This window comes from Saccharopolyspora galaxeae (assembly GCF_016526145.1).
In the GTDB taxonomy this organism is placed as follows: Bacteria; Actinomycetota; Actinomycetes; order Mycobacteriales; family Pseudonocardiaceae; genus Saccharopolyspora_C; species Saccharopolyspora_C galaxeae.
This window is the reverse complement of the sequence record NZ_JADDUE010000009.1, coordinates 74465-88219: the sequence shown is the minus strand read 5'-3', so window position 1 is coordinate 88219 and position 13755 is coordinate 74465. Positions and strand designations below refer to the sequence as shown.

At 71.1% G+C, this 13755-nt stretch carries 10 protein-coding genes; 5 read left to right on the top strand and 5 right to left on the bottom strand.

Annotation, left to right across the window (positions count from 1 at the left end; all coding sequences use genetic code 11):
- Positions 1-133 precede the first annotated feature (133 nt).
- From INP57_RS20590 to INP57_RS20570, 5 genes are all read right to left on the bottom strand, one after another.
- On the bottom strand, positions 134-880 hold the full coding sequence (locus INP57_RS20590; protein WP_200072132.1) for an IclR family transcriptional regulator: 747 nt from the start codon (positions 878-880) through the stop codon (positions 134-136).
- Positions 881-1116: 236 nt separating this feature from the next.
- Positions 1117-1728, bottom strand: a complete 612-nt coding sequence (locus INP57_RS20585; RefSeq protein ID WP_200071926.1) for a sarcosine oxidase subunit gamma — start codon at positions 1726-1728, stop codon at positions 1117-1119.
- Positions 1706-4549 carry a 2Fe-2S iron-sulfur cluster-binding protein gene (locus INP57_RS20580; RefSeq protein WP_200071925.1) on the bottom strand — a complete coding sequence of 948 codons (2844 nt, stop codon included), beginning with the start codon at positions 4547-4549 and terminating at the stop codon, positions 1706-1708. The genes INP57_RS20585 and INP57_RS20580 overlap by 23 nt, the downstream gene beginning before the upstream one ends.
- Positions 4546-4788 carry a sarcosine oxidase subunit delta gene (locus tag INP57_RS20575; protein ID WP_200071924.1) on the bottom strand — a complete coding sequence of 81 codons (243 nt, stop codon included), beginning with the start codon at positions 4786-4788 and terminating at the stop codon, positions 4546-4548. Before INP57_RS20575 ends, INP57_RS20580 begins: the two co-directional genes overlap by 4 nt.
- 278 nt (positions 4789-5066) lie before the next feature.
- The gene (locus tag INP57_RS20570) at positions 5067-6302 is read right to left on the bottom strand and encodes a sarcosine oxidase subunit beta family protein (protein ID WP_200071923.1); all 1236 of its coding nucleotides are present in this window, start codon (positions 6300-6302) and stop codon (positions 5067-5069) included.
- A gap of 376 nt (positions 6303-6678) precedes the next feature.
- Between INP57_RS20570 and INP57_RS20565 the strand changes: the two genes are divergently transcribed.
- From INP57_RS20565 to INP57_RS20545, 5 genes are all read left to right on the top strand, one after another.
- Positions 6679-9168, top strand: a complete 2490-nt coding sequence (locus INP57_RS20565) for a GcvT family protein (RefSeq protein ID WP_200071922.1) — start codon at positions 6679-6681, stop codon at positions 9166-9168.
- A gap of 213 nt (positions 9169-9381) precedes the next feature.
- Positions 9382-10581 (top strand): glycine cleavage T C-terminal barrel domain-containing protein, encoded by a 1200-nt coding sequence (locus tag INP57_RS20560; RefSeq protein ID WP_200071921.1) that lies wholly within the window; start codon positions 9382-9384, stop codon positions 10579-10581.
- Between the two features lie 14 nt (positions 10582-10595).
- Positions 10596-11438 (top strand): methylenetetrahydrofolate reductase, encoded by an 843-nt coding sequence (locus INP57_RS20555; protein WP_200071920.1) that lies wholly within the window; start codon positions 10596-10598, stop codon positions 11436-11438.
- Positions 11435-13132 (top strand): formate--tetrahydrofolate ligase, encoded by a 1698-nt coding sequence (locus INP57_RS20550; protein ID WP_200071919.1) that lies wholly within the window; start codon positions 11435-11437, stop codon positions 13130-13132. The genes INP57_RS20555 and INP57_RS20550 overlap by 4 nt, the downstream gene beginning before the upstream one ends.
- On the top strand, positions 13129-13671 hold the full coding sequence (locus INP57_RS20545) for a cyclodeaminase/cyclohydrolase family protein (RefSeq protein ID WP_200071918.1): 543 nt from the start codon (positions 13129-13131) through the stop codon (positions 13669-13671). The genes INP57_RS20550 and INP57_RS20545 overlap by 4 nt, the downstream gene beginning before the upstream one ends.
- Positions 13672-13755: the final 84 nt, after the last annotated feature.

Sequence of the window (13755 nt, the reverse complement as noted above, 5' to 3'; positions counted from 1 at the left end):
GCGGGTTCTCAGCGGCTTCCTCGCGAGGACAGCGATTTCGCCGCGTATGGGCATACGTCAGAAATCGATCCCGGAGCGAGGAAGCCGCTGAGGTTCCGCTACCGGCACCGCCACGCAAATCATTCTGAAAAAGTCAGGTTTCCAGGAATCCCAGCTGCGCGGAGAGTTCTTTCGCCGCTACCGTCATCGCACCGATCACTTCGCGCATCCGCTTGCGGGAGAACCGGTACGACGGCCCGGAGGCGCTGAGCGCGGCCACCACCTCGCCGTCGTGCCGGTGCACCGCCACCGCCGCGGCGTTGAGCCCGAGCTCGAGCTCCTCGTAGCTGGTGGCGTACCCGTCCCGCACGATCAGGTCGAAGCCGTCGCGCAGTTCCCCGGGGTCGATGACGGTCCGCGTGGTGTACTGCGCCAGCTCCCCCGCCAGCAGCGCTTCCTGGTCGTCGTCGGGTGCGTGCGCCAGCAGCACCTTCCCGCTGGAAGTGGCGTGCAGCGGGGTGCGCTGGCCGACCCAGTTGTGCGCGGTCACCGACGCGGTGCCGCGGGCCTGGCTGATGTTGATCGCGACGTCCTCGTCGCGGACCGCGATGTTCACGGTCTCGCCGAGGTCGGCCGCCAGCGACTCGCAGTACGGGCCGCCCAGCCGGGGCAGGTCCAGCCGGTCGGTGGCCGCCCCGGCCAGCCGCACCACACCGAACCCGATCATGTACTTGCCGCGTTCGCCGAGCTGCTCCACCAGCCCGCGCGAGACCAGGACGCTGACCAGCCGGGAAGCGGTGGATTTGTGCACGCCGAGTTCCCCGGCGATTTCGGTGATGCCCGCTTCGCCGTTGCGGGCCAGCAGTTCCAGCACGCTCACCGCCCGGTCCACGGACTGCACGAGTGCGCCGGGCTTTTCGCGTTCGGCCGGTTGAGGAGCGTTGACCACGGTTGGACCCGAATCCCGTCGCTGGTGGTTTTCCTAGCGACCATACCCGGCGTTCCGCATCGCGCAACAGTGTCGAAGGGCGATTTCGCTGCGGACGATACCTCCCCGATCCCCGTCACCGGGCCGGGAACACGCCGCGCAGGCAGCAGCCGTTGCTCGGCGCCACGATCTTGAACGCAGCGCCCTAATCAGGCAGGCCCGCGCAGCGCGTCCAGCAGAAGATCGGCCAGGTAGCCGGCGAACGAATTCCGCACCAGGATCCGGTAGTCCGGCTCCGGTCCGAGCTGCCAGAGCACGGCCTGGGTGCGGCCGAGCAAGGTCTGCGCGCAGTACCCCGCGGCGAACGCGCGCGGGTGCAGGTCCAGCGAGCACACCTTCTCCAGCACGTCCCGGGCGGACCCGCCGCTGAGCCGCAGCGTGGTGCGGTTCGCGGACAGGTCGACGACCGACGCGGCACCGGCGGAACCGAGCGCGTCGCGCAGCGATGCGGCCTCGCCGTCCGGCGCCATCAGCAGCCATTCGTCCGGGCCGAGCCACAGCGCCGCCCGCTGGGCGTCGCCGCCCACGCGGTTCGCCTTGCGCGGCAACGGGATTCCCGCCGCGTTGCCGAGCCGCGCGAGCTGTTCGGGCGCGGCCCGCAGGTTCACCTGGGTCAGGAACGGTTCCTCGGCGAGCCGGGTGCCGCGCGGCCCCGCGGCCGCGGCCAGTTCGGCGGCGCGGTCGGCGAGCGGGCTGCGGCGCAGCCGTTCGACGCCTGCCGGGCCGGTGGTGCCGGGTTCAACCGGGCTGATGACCGTCACGGCGCGCTCCTTCCGGGTCGTAGAAGACGGGTTCGGTGACCTCGGCGGAAATGGCGGTGCCGCCGAGCGGGGCGTGCAGCACCTCGCCGACCCGGCCGCGTCCGCCGCGGATCAGCGCCAGGGCGAACGTCCGCCCCAGCGCGGCGCTGCGGTAGCTGGAGGTCACGTGCCCCAGCATCGGCACCGGCGGAGTCAGCGGCGTGCCCGGTTCGATGAGCTGGGCGCCTTCCGGCAACAACGCGTCGGAGTCCACCGGCAGCAGCCCGACCAGCTGCTTGCGATCGGAACGCGCGGTGTCCGGCCGGGCGAACGAGCGCTTGCCGATGCAGTCCTTGCGCTTGGAGACGACCCAGTCCATGCCGAGGTCCAGCGGGGTGACCGTGCCGTCGGTGTCCTGGCCGACGATGACGAACCCCTTCTCCGCGCGCAGCACGTGCATCGTCTCGGTGCCGTAGGGCGTGATCCCGAGATCCGCGCCGTCCTCGGTGACCGCGTCCCACGCCGCCTGGCCGTACCAGGACTCGACGTTGATCTCGAAGGCCAGCTCGCCGGAGAACGAGATCCGGCAGATCCGGGCCGGAATCCCGTTGCGCAGCAACGCTTCCCGGACCTCCATGAACCCGAAGCCGGCGGCCGAGACGTCCAGCTCCGGTGCGACGCGCGCCAGCACCGCGCGGGAATCCGGGCCTGCCACGGCGATCGTGGCCCACTGCTCGGTCACCGAGGTGCAGCGCACGTCCAGCTGCGGCCACTCGGTCTGCAGCCACTCCTCCAGCCAGTCCAGCACCGCGGCCGCGTTGCCGGTGGTGGTGCTCATCAGGTAGCGGTCCGCGGCCAGCCGCATCGTGACGCCGTCGTCGAAGACCATGCCGTCGGCGGTGCACATCATGCCGTAGCGGGCCTTGCCCACGGCGAGCTTCGCGAAACCGTTGGTGTAGACGCGGTTGAGGAATTCCGGCGCGTCCGGGCCGACCACTTCGATCTTGCCGAGGGTGCTGGCGTCCATCATCGCCACCCCGGTGCGCGCGGCCGCGCATTCGCGCAGCACCGCGGTTTCCATGTCCTCGCCCGGCTGCGGGTAGTACCAGGGACGCTTCCACTGGCCGACGTTCTCGAACTCCGCGCCCGCGCGGACGTGCCAGGCGTGCATCGGCGTGGTGCGCACCGGATCGTGCAGCTCGCCGCGGTCCCTACCGGCCATCAGCTCGAACCGCACCGGGCGCGTCGGCGGCCGCGCACCGGTCGGTCCCAGCGCCGCTGGCGAGTCCATCCCGAGCAGGGTCGCCAGCACGCCGAGCGCGACGATGCCGGAGGTCGCGCCCTGATCGCTGCCGGTGCCGATCGTGGTGTAGCGCTTCACGTGCTCCGGCGAGCTCAGACCGGCTTCGACCGCGCGGCGGACGTCGGCGACCGTCGCGTCCCGCGCCTGGTCGACGAAGATCTCCCGCTCGTCGCCATCGACCAGCCACAGCGGCCGGGGACGCGCGCACGTCAGGTCACCGCGCACCGCGGGCACCGGCGGCGGCACCACGCGGAACCCGCTCGCGGTCGCGGACGCGGCTCCGGCGGCGAACCCCTGCGCCAAGCAGCCGGCAAGGTCGTACGTGCCGCGCGCGGCACCGACGATCCGCCCGTCCTTGTCCGGATCAGCCTGCTCCGGGTCCGGAACGAATCCGGCCACCACGGGATCCCACCGCAACGCGCCGGAGGAACCGGCCAGTTCGGTCGCCGGGTTCCAGCCGCCGCACACCGCGAGCAGGTCGCAGCCGAACTCCTCCGGTTCCCCGATCGGCCTGCCCCGCTCGTCCAGATCCCGCACGCGAACACCCGAAACCCGTTGTGCGCCAACGGTTTGCACCACGGCAGAGCCGATCCGCACCGGGATGCCCGCTTCGCGCGCCCGCGCGGCGAGCCGAGCGGGCGGGTCGTTCCGGCTGTCCACCAGCACCGGTACCCGAGCCCCGGCCGCGACGAGGTCCAGCGCCGTCGCATAAGCACTGTCCGAAGTGGTGCACACGACCACCTCCCGCCCCGGCAGCACCGCGAACCGGCGCACGTACCGGCGGACCGCGGAAGCGAGCACGACCCCGGGCCGGTCGTTGCCCGCGAACGCGATCGGCCGCTCCCGCGCACCCGCCGCGAGCACCACCTGCTGGGTCCGCAGGTGCCACAGGCGGTGCTGCCCCGGGTGCTTGCCAGGTCCGGGATGTTCGGCCACGAGCAGGTATCCGTGGTCGTAGTGGCCGACCGCGGTAGCGCGGGTCAGCACCCGCGTCTCGGGCAGTTCGACGAGTTCCCGCACCGCCCGCCGCACCCACTCCGGACCGGGCAGGCCGTCGACCACCTCGTCGCCGTCCAGCAGCGCGCCGCCGAGTTCCCGATTGCGCTCCACCAGGATCACCCGCGCGCCGCTGCGACCGGCCGCGAGGGCGGCGGCGATCCCGGCGGGGCCGGCTCCGATCACGACCACGTCGGCGTGCCGGTACTTCTTGTCGCAGCGGGACTCCTCGCCCGCTTCGGCCCAGCCGACGCCGGAGAGCCTCGCCACTTCCAGGCCGTCGCGCAGCTCCACTTCGGTCGCGGGCACCATCGGCTCGGGCTCGTCGAGCACCTGGACCATCGCGTTCGGCTCGCTCGCGTCGGCGGTGAGGATTCCGCGCGGGCGGCCGAGATATGGCGACGGCGCGGCCTCGATCTCGCCCGCGGCCAGCAGCGCCGAAGCAAGCGTGTCGCCGGGATGCCCGAGCATCGGCACGCCGTCCACGGTGAACCGGACCGTGCGGCTGCGGTCGATGCGGCCGCCGCTGCCGAGCCGGGTCATGACGTGATCTCGTTCGTCGCGGTGTCCCGGACCAGGTCGAACCAGCGCCTGCACCCCGCGGTGTGCACCCAGCGCTCGGCGAGGCTGCCACTCGGATTTCCCCGCACGAACAGGTATTCCGCCCAGGCGGCGTCGTCCAGCCCGGCCGGGTCGGCCGGGTATCGGACGTGCGCCTGACCGCCGTAGCGGAACTCCACCTCGTCCCGCTCACCGCACCAGGGGCAAGGGATGCGCAACATCACGTCCCTCCACTTCGGATCATTTGGGCTCTTGTCTTCGAGCGGCGCGGCTGCGCCTTTTGCGTGGCGGCACGCTCTTGTGTTCGGCCTTGGAAGCGGCGCAGCCGCTTGCGGCGGACCACCTGAGCAACCGGCACCGCCGCGGGTTCTCAGGCGTCGTCTCGCGAGGACAGCTCAGCCGCCGAGTAGGGCGCTACTTCAGGACGAGATCCCGCAGCGAGACGGCGTCTGAGGTTCCGCTAAGCGACCCACTACGCAAACCACCTTTCAAACATTCTTCAGTGCGCCACGGCAGCGGCGCCGTGTTCGTCGATGAGGGCCCCGGTGCGGAACCGCTCCAGCCCGTAGGGCTCGTTGAGCGGATGCGGCGCACCAGTGGCAACGGTGTGCGCGAACACCCGGCCGACGGCCGGAGTCGCCTTGAACCCGCCGGTGCCCCATCCGCAATTGACGAACAGGCCCTCCACCGGCGTGGGCCCGATGATCGGCGAGGCGTCCGGCGTGACGTCCACGACGCCCGCCCAAGTCCGGATCACGTGCGCCCGCGCGAACATCGGGAACAGCTCCACCGCCGCGGCGAGCTGCTGCTCCAGCACGTGCACCGACCCGCGCTGCCCGTAGCCGTTGTAGGTGTCGATCCCCGCGCCGAGGACCAATTCCCCCTTGTGCGCCTGGCTGCAGTAGACGTGCACGTGGTTCGACATCACCACGCACGGGTGCACCTGCTCCAGCAGCTCGGAGACCATGGCCTGCAACGGATGGCTCTGCAGCGGCAACCGCAGCCCGAGGGTCTCGGTGAGCGCGCTGGTCCGCCCGGCGGCGGCGAGCCCGACCCGGCCGGCGGCGATGTCCCCGCGCGAGGTCCGCACTCCCGCGACCCGCGCACCGTCCATGACGAACCCGGTGACTTCGCAGTTCTCGATCAGATCGACGCCGAGCTGGTCGGCGCGCCGCGCCAGCGCCCACGCGACGTGGTCGTGCTTGGCGATCCCGGCCCGCGGCTGCCAAGTGGCGCCGCGGACCGGATATCGCTTGTGCGGCGAGACATCCAGCACCGGGCACAGTTCGGCGATCTCCTCCGGACCGACGAACTCGGCGTCGATTCCGTTGAGGCCGTTGGCGAACACCCGCCGCCGCGCGTCCCGGATCTCCTGCTCGGTGTGCACCAGGTTGAGCACCCCGCGCTGGCTGAGCAGGAAGTCGTGGTCCAGTTCGGCCGGCCACCGCTCCCACAGGTCCAGGGCGTGCCCGTAGAGCGCGGCGCTCTCGTCGAGCAGGTAGTTGGAGCGGATGATCGTGGTGTTGCGGGCCATGTTCCCGCCCGCGAGCCAGCCGCGTTCCAATACCGCGACGTCCCGGATCCCGTGTTCCTGGGCCAAGTAGTAGGCGGTCGCCAGTCCGTGCCCGCCCGCGCCGACGATCACCACGTCGTAGCCGCGCTTGGGCTCGGCCGGACGCCACAGGCGCGCGGGAGGTTCCGGGAGTTCCGGAGCTTGTGGAGGGCGGGATCGCATCTGATCACCCACTCGGCGAGAACGCCAGATGTCCTTGTGCGGCAGAGGTTAGCCACGCCGGGACACCGCGACAAGCGGGATCGCCTCAGTGGCCCAGCGATGTCGATCAAGCGCTCCGATCGAGCCGCGGAAAGCCGATCATGCCAACGAAAATTCGCCCCTCCGTGTCCTTGACGCCCGCCCTGATCCAGGCGCACTGTTGCTCATAACGCAGCCAGTTGTGAGGAGCGCAACACCTCCGAAAGTCCCTCCGGAGGTGTTCCGCAGGCACCCGGACCGGTCGCGCGAGAGCGAATCTGCGTCAACCAAGCCGAAATCTTCCCGGAGTCCAGCACCGGTGCTCCGGAAACCAGATTCGTGAGCCAGGGGGCTGCACATGGACACCAGTGCGCGGATCATGATCGTGGGGGCGGGCGTCGTCGGCTGCTCCACGGCGTACCACCTCGCGCGCGCCGGGGTCACCGACGTTCTCGTCGTGGACCAAGGACCCTTGTTCGCCACCGGTGGTTCCTCTTCGCACGCACCGGGATTGGTGTTCCAGACCAACGCTTCGGAGTTGTTGACCAAACTGGCCGCCTACACCGTCGAGCGGTTCAGCGCCGAGGAACTCGACGGGCGCCGGTGCTTCCACCAGGTCGGCGGCATCGAGGTCGCGGCCACCGAAGCCCGCTGGGACGACCTGGAGCGCAAGCGCGGACTCGCCGCCGCGTGGGGCGTGCCCGCGGAACTGATCGGGCCGAACGAGGTGCACGACCGCATCCCGCAGCTCGACCCGTCCCGCATTCACGGTGGGTTGTACGTGCCCACCGACGGCATCGCGAAACCGGTGCGCGCGGCCGAGGCGATGGCCCGCGAGGCCACTCGCCGTGGCGTCCGGTTCCGGGGAAACACCGAGGTGATCGGGTTCGACGTGACCGGCGGCAGGGTCCGCGCGGTGCGCACGACCGACGGCTCGGTGGAGGTGGAGACGGTGCTGTGCTGCGCGGGGATCTGGGGGCCGAAGATCGGCTCGCTGGCCGGGGTGTCCATCCCGGTGCAACCGGTCGCGCACCAGTACGCGGTCACCGGCCCGATCGCCGATCTCGGCGCCAGCAAGGCCGCCGGCGGGGACGAGGTGACCCAGCCGCTGCTGCGCCACCAGGACTGCTCGATGTACTTCCGGCAGATCCACGACCGCTGGGGCATCGGTTCCTACCAGCACCGCGTGCTTCCCGTGCAGGCCGCGGACCTGGCGCCGAGCGCTCCGCGGGGCGGCGGCGCGGAGGCTCCGTCCGACGGCGGCGCGTGGAAGGGCATGTCCTCCGTGCACCCGTTCACGCCGCAGGACTTCAAGCAGCCCTGGGACGACGCCTGCGAGCTGCTGCCCGCGCTCGGCCGCGCGGAGATCGCGGAGGGCATGAACGGGCTGATGCTGTTCACCGCGGACGGGATGCCGGTGCTCGGCCCGTCCCGGGAGATCGACAACTTCTGGGTCGCCGAGGCGGTGTGGATCACCCACTCCGCGGGCGTCGGCCGGGCGATGTCGGAGTGGCTGACCGAAGGCTCGCCGCGGCTGGACCTGCGCGCGGCGGATCTGCGCCGGTTCGAGGAGTTCGCGCACAGCTCGTCCTACGTGGCCGAACGCAGCGCGCAGAGCTTCCGCGAGGTCTACGACGTGATCCACCCGCAGCAGCCGCCCGCGCGCCCCCGGCCGCTGCGCACCACCCCGTTCCACGAGCGGGAGGAACAGCTCGGCGCGGTGTTCCTGGAAGCCAACGGCTGGGAGCGGCCGCACTGGTACGACTGCAACGAACATCTCGTGGCCGGCCGGGAAATCGTCGCCCCCGGCGAGTGGGCGGGCCGCTACTTCTCGCCGATCGTGGCCGCCGAGCACCTGGCCGCGCGGGAGCGGGTCGCGATGTTCGACATGACCTCGCTGGCGCGCGCGGAAGTCAGCGGCCGCGGCGCGCTGGAACTGCTGCAGCGGCTGACCACCAACCAGCTCGACCGCAAACCCGGCTACGTGACCTACACGCTGATGTTGGAGCACACCGGCGGAATCCGCGCCGACATCACCGTCGCGCGGCTGTCCGAGACCGAGTTCCAGGTCGGCTGCAACGGACCCCGCGACATCGCCTGGCTGCGCAGGCACGCCGACGAGACCACGGCGGTCCGCGACATCACCGGCGGCACCTGCTGCATCGGCCTGTGGGGGCCGAAGGCGCGCGAAGTGCTCGCACCGCTGGCCGACGAGGACGTCTCGCACGAGGCGTTCCGGTTCTTCCGCGCCAAGCGGCTGCACGTCGGCGAGGTGCCGGTGACCGCGCTTCGACTGTCCTATGTGGGCGAAATGGGCTGGGAGCTGTACACCTCGGCGGAGTTCGGCAGGCGGCTGTGGGACCTGCTGGCCGCCCAGGGCACCGAGCACGGGATCTTCCCCGCCGGGCGCGGCGCGTTCAACGGGATGCGGCTGGAGAAGGGCTACCGCGCCTGGGGCGGCGACATGTCCAGCGAGCACGACCCCGACGAGGCCGGGCTGGCGTTCGCGGTGAAGCCGGACAAGGGCGATTTCGTCGGGCGCGACGCGCTGCTGCGGCGCCGGGAGCAACCCGTGCGGCGGCGGCTGTGCTGCCTGCGCATCGACGACGGCACGGTGCTGATGGGCTCCGAGCCGGTGTTCGCCGGCTCCGGGCGCACCGCGGCCGGGTTCACCACCAGCGCGGGCTACGGGCATTCCGCGGGCGCGAGCCTGGCCTACGCCTGGATCCCCGCGGAACTCGCCGAACCCGGCACCGAACTGCGGGTGTCCTACTTCGACCGGCGACATCCGGCAACGGTCGTCGCCGACCCGGTGTTCGACCCGGACATGTCCCGGATGCGCTGCTGAACCAGCCCGGCAACGGATCCGCCTGCCGAGAAACGCACAACCACCCGGTGATTCCGCCGAGGTGCGGCTCCCGCATCCCTCGCCGAGGCCGGGAAATCAACCCACTCGCCGCTAAGGAGCATCAGCACACTTCTTTTTGATCTTTGTGAGGTTCCGCTACCGGCACCGCCACGCAAACCCACTCTGAAAGAACTTTCTAAGGAGCATCAGCCCATGGCCGTCAACCCGAATCCGGGCATCCTGCAGTACTCCCGGCTGCGCAAATCGCCGTTCTTCCACGCATCGAGGCAGCACGGCGTGGGCCTCTACAGCGTCTACAACCACACGTACCACCCCCGGCACTACGGTGACCCGGTCGCTGAGTACTGGGCGCTGCTGGAGGGGGTGACGCTCTGGGATGTCGGGGTGGAACGGCAGGTCGAGATCACCGGCCCGGACGCCTTCGAGTTCACCAACATGCTGGTGCCGCGCGACCTGAACAAGTGCCGCGTCGGGCAGTGCAAGTACGTGTTCGTCACCGCCGAGGACGGCGGCATCATCAACGACCCGGTGCTGCTGCGGCTGGGCGAGAACCACTTCTGGCTGTCGCTGGCCGACAGCGACGTGCTGCTGTGGGCGAAGGGCCTGGCGCACAACCTCGGCATGGACGTGCAGATCCGCGAGCCCGATGTCGGGCCGGTGCAGGTGCAGGGGCCGAAGTCGCGCGACGTGATGGTCGACCTGTTCGGCGAGTCCATTTTGGACGTTCCGTACTACTACGCGGTGGACCGCGAGCTGAACGGGATGCAGGTCGTGGTCTCCCGCACCGGCTACACCGCGGAACTGGGCTACGAGATCTACCTGCACCACGCCAGCCGCGACGGCGTGAAGCTGTGGGAGACGATCTGGGAGGCCGGCGAGCCGCACGGGATGACCGTGATCGGCCCGTGCCACATCCGCCGCATCGAGGCCGGGATCCTGTCCTGGGGTTGCGACATCACCTATGACACCAACCCGTTCGAGGCGGGCTACGGCTTCGAGAAGACCTGGATGGTCGACCTGAACCAGGAATCCGACTTCATCGGCAAGGAAGCCCTGACCCGGATCAAGTCCGAAGGGGTGGCCCGCAAACTGGTCGGCGTGCGGATCGGCGGGCCCTCGATCGGTTCGTTCAACGACGGCAACATGATCGAGCCGTTCGACGTGCACGACCCGCACGGGCTGCGCATCGGCGAGGTCACCTCGGCCTGCCACTCGCCGCGGGTGGAGGGCAACATCGGCTTCGCCATGGTCCCGGTGGCCTACCAGGAGTTCGGCACCGAGCTCGTGGTGCACACCCAGCACGGCCCGCAGCAGGCCGAGGTGGTCGAAAAGCCCTTCCTGGACCCGCAGAAGGACATCCCGAAGACCGCGCAGCGCGCGGCCACGGCGTAGCTGGGCGGGCCATCATGGACACCGGATTCCAGCGACTCGAGGAATTGCTGTGCAGCGCCCGGTTCGAGGTGCTGCCGGTGCGCGGAGCGGTGCAGCGCTGCGAGCAGCTGCCCGCGGGCACCACGGTCACGGTCACGTCCTCGGCGGCCAAGGGGCCCGAGGCGACGCTGGCCACCGGGGCGCAACTGGCCGCGGTGGGGATGCGGGTCGTGCCGCACCTGGCGGCCCGGTCCATCAAGGACTCCGCGCACTTGTCCGGCCTGCTGGACCGGGCGGAGGCGCTGGGCAGCGGCGAGGTGTTCGTGATCGCGGGTGACTCCCCGGCGCCCGCCGGGGAATTCCCGGACGCGCTGGCGCTGCTGCGCAGGATGGACGAGCTCGGCCGCAGGCCGGGGCGGGTCGGCATCAGCGGCTACCCGGAGCGGCACGCCTTCCTGTCCGACGAGGCCACCGTGCGGGCCATGACCGACAAGGCCGGTTACGCCGACTACGCGGTCTCGCAGATCTGCTACGACCCGCAGCGCATCGCGGCCTGGCTCGGCGAGGTCCGCGCCCGCGGCGTGCTGCTTCCGATCCACATCGGACTCCCGGGAGCGGTGGACGTGACCAAGCTGCTTCGGGTGTCGATGAAGATCGGGCTCGGCGAGTCGCTGCGGTTCCTGCGCAAGCAGCACGGCATGGTCAGCAAACTGCTGGCGCCCTACAACCCGGACTCCCTCGTGGACGGCCTGTGGCCGTACCTGGACGAACCCGCACCGGGGATCGCGGGCTGGCACCTGTACACGTTCAACGAAATCACCCGGACCGCCCAGTGGCGCGATGCGGCGCTCGCCCGGATCCAGGAGGTTCCCGCATGAGCATTCCGTCCGATCTGGACATCTCCCGCGCGAGCACGCTGCGTCCGATCGACGAGGTGGCCGCGCAGCTCGGACTCGGCCCGCACCTGCTGGAACCGTACGGCAGCCAGGTGGCGAAGGTGTCGTTGGACGCGGCCGAGGAACTCGCCGACCGACCGCCCGCCCGCTACGTGGTCGTCTCCGCGGTCACCCCGACACCGCTCGGCGAGGGCAAGACGACCACCACCGTGGGACTCGGGCAGGGGCTGCGGTACCTGGGGCACAACTCGGCGGTGGCGGTCCGCCAGCCGTCGATGGGCCCCACGTTCGGCATCAAGGGCGGCGCCGCCGGCGGCGGCTACAGCCAAGTGGTGCCGATGGAGTCGCTGAACCTGCACCTGACCGGCGACATGCACGCGGTCACCGCCGCGCACAACCTGCTCTCCGCGATGCTGGACAACCACCTGCACCGGGGCAACGAGCTGGGCATCGACCCGCACCGGATCACCTGGCGGCGGGTGCTCGACGTCAACGACCGGGACCTGCGCTCGATCGTGACCGGGCTGGGCGGGAGCGCGGACGGCACGCCGCGGCAGACCGGGTTCGACATCACCGCGGCCAGCGAGGTGATGGCGGTGCTCGCGCTGTCGAACTCGCTGCACGACATGCGGCGCAGGCTGGGCCACATCGTCGTCGCCTACACCTCCGAGGGAACCCCGGTCACCGCCGAGCAGCTGCGCGCGGCCGGGGCGATGACGGTGCTGATGCGCGAGGCGATCAAGCCGAACCTGATGCAGACCACGGAGAACACTCCGGTTTTCGTGCACGCGGGACCGTTCGGCAACATCGCGCACGGCAACTCCTCGGTGGTGGCCGACCGGATCGCGATGCGCTGCGCCGACTACGTGGTGACCGAGGCCGGGTTCGGCGCGGACATGGGCGCGGAGCGGTTCTTCAACATCAAGTGCCGGGCTTCCGGCCTGCGCCCGGACGCGGCGGTGCTGGTGGCCACGGTGCGGGCGTTGAAGGCGCACTCCGGCAACTACCGGATCGTCGCGGGCCGGCCGCTGCCGCCGGAACTGCTCGCGGAGAACCCGGACGACGTGCTGGCCGGGGCGGCCAACCTGCGCAAGCAGATCGAGAACATCCGGATGCACGGGGTCTCGCCGGTGGTGGCGGTGAACGCCTTCCCCAGCGACCACCCCTCGGAGCACGCCGCGATCCGGGAGGTCGCCGAAGCCGCGGGTGCCCGCGTCGCGATCAGCAGCCACTTCCTCGACGGCGGGAAGGGCGCGAAGGACCTGGCCGAGGCGGTGGTGGAGGCCGCCGAGGAGCCCAGCAGCTTCGAGCCGCTCTACCCGGATTCGGCGAGCCTGCGGGAGAAGATCGACGTGATCGCCCGCCGGGTGTACGGGGCGGACGGCGTCAGCTACACGCCGGCCGCGGCCCGCTCGTTGCGGGACTACGAGGCGAACGGTTTCGGCGCCTTGCCGGTGTGCATCGCCAAGACGCACCTGTCGCTGAGTTCGGACCCGACGCTGCTGGGCGCCCCCACCGGCTGGACGCTGCCGGTGCGGGAGGTCCGGGCCTCGGTCGGCGCCGGCTTCGTGTACCCGATCTGCGGGGACATGCGCACGATGCCCGGGCTCGGTTCGCATCCGGCGGCCGAGCAGATCGACATCGACGAGCACGGCCAGGTCGTGGGGCTGAGTTGACCGATCTCGACGCGAGCGTGCGGGATTTCCTGGACGAGGTGGCCGCGCCGACTCCGTCCGCCACCGGCGGCGTGGTCGGCGCGGTCACCGTCGCATCGGCGGCCGGGCTGGCGGCGATGACGGCGCGGCTGATCCGTTCGTCCTCCCGGGCGGCTCGGGCGGAGGCGTTGCGGCAGCGGGCGACCGAGCTCGCGGTGGCCGATTCCGAGGCGTACCAAGCGGTGCTGGCCGCGCAGCGGCGCAGCGGCGAGGATCCCGCGCGGGCCGAGGCGGTGCGGGAGGCGCTGGCCGGGGCGGCGGGACCGCCCGCGAAACTGGCCGAGGTGGCCGCCGAGGTCGCGGCGCTGGCGGCCGAACTCGCCGGCGATGCCACTCCCGCGCTGCGCGGGGATGCGCGCACCGCCGCCACGCTGGCCGCGGCTTGCGCCCGATCGGCGGCCGAGCTGGCGCGGATCAACCTCACGTCCGCGGGCGCCGACCTCGCCGCCGCCGATGAGGCCGATCGGCACGCCACTGAGGCCGCCGGGCACGCCCGCTGAATCCTGCGGTTCCTAATGGGCCGGTCCAACGACCACGACCGAGCGCACCGAGGCGCGCGTTCCGGTTCGTCGCGATCGGCCCGC

What these genes read in the sequence shown, in the direction of transcription:
- INP57_RS20580 (WP_200071925.1), bottom strand. Translation starts at nt 4,549, where the DNA reads ATGACCCGGCTCGGCAGCGGCGGCCGCATCGACCGCAGCCGCACGGTC.
- INP57_RS20575 (WP_200071924.1), bottom strand. Translation starts at nt 4,788, where the DNA reads ATGTTGCGCATCCCTTGCCCCTGGTGCGGTGAGCGGGACGAGGTGGAG.
- INP57_RS20570 (WP_200071923.1), bottom strand. Translation starts at nt 6,302, where the DNA reads ATGCGATCCCGCCCTCCACAAGCTCCGGAACTCCCGGAACCTCCCGCG.
- INP57_RS20565 (WP_200071922.1), top strand. Translation starts at nt 6,679, where the DNA reads ATGGACACCAGTGCGCGGATCATGATCGTGGGGGCGGGCGTCGTCGGC.
- INP57_RS20560 (WP_200071921.1), top strand. Translation starts at nt 9,382, where the DNA reads ATGGCCGTCAACCCGAATCCGGGCATCCTGCAGTACTCCCGGCTGCGC.
- INP57_RS20555 (WP_200071920.1), top strand. Translation starts at nt 10,596, where the DNA reads ATGGACACCGGATTCCAGCGACTCGAGGAATTGCTGTGCAGCGCCCGG.
- INP57_RS20550 (WP_200071919.1), top strand. Translation starts at nt 11,435, where the DNA reads ATGAGCATTCCGTCCGATCTGGACATCTCCCGCGCGAGCACGCTGCGT.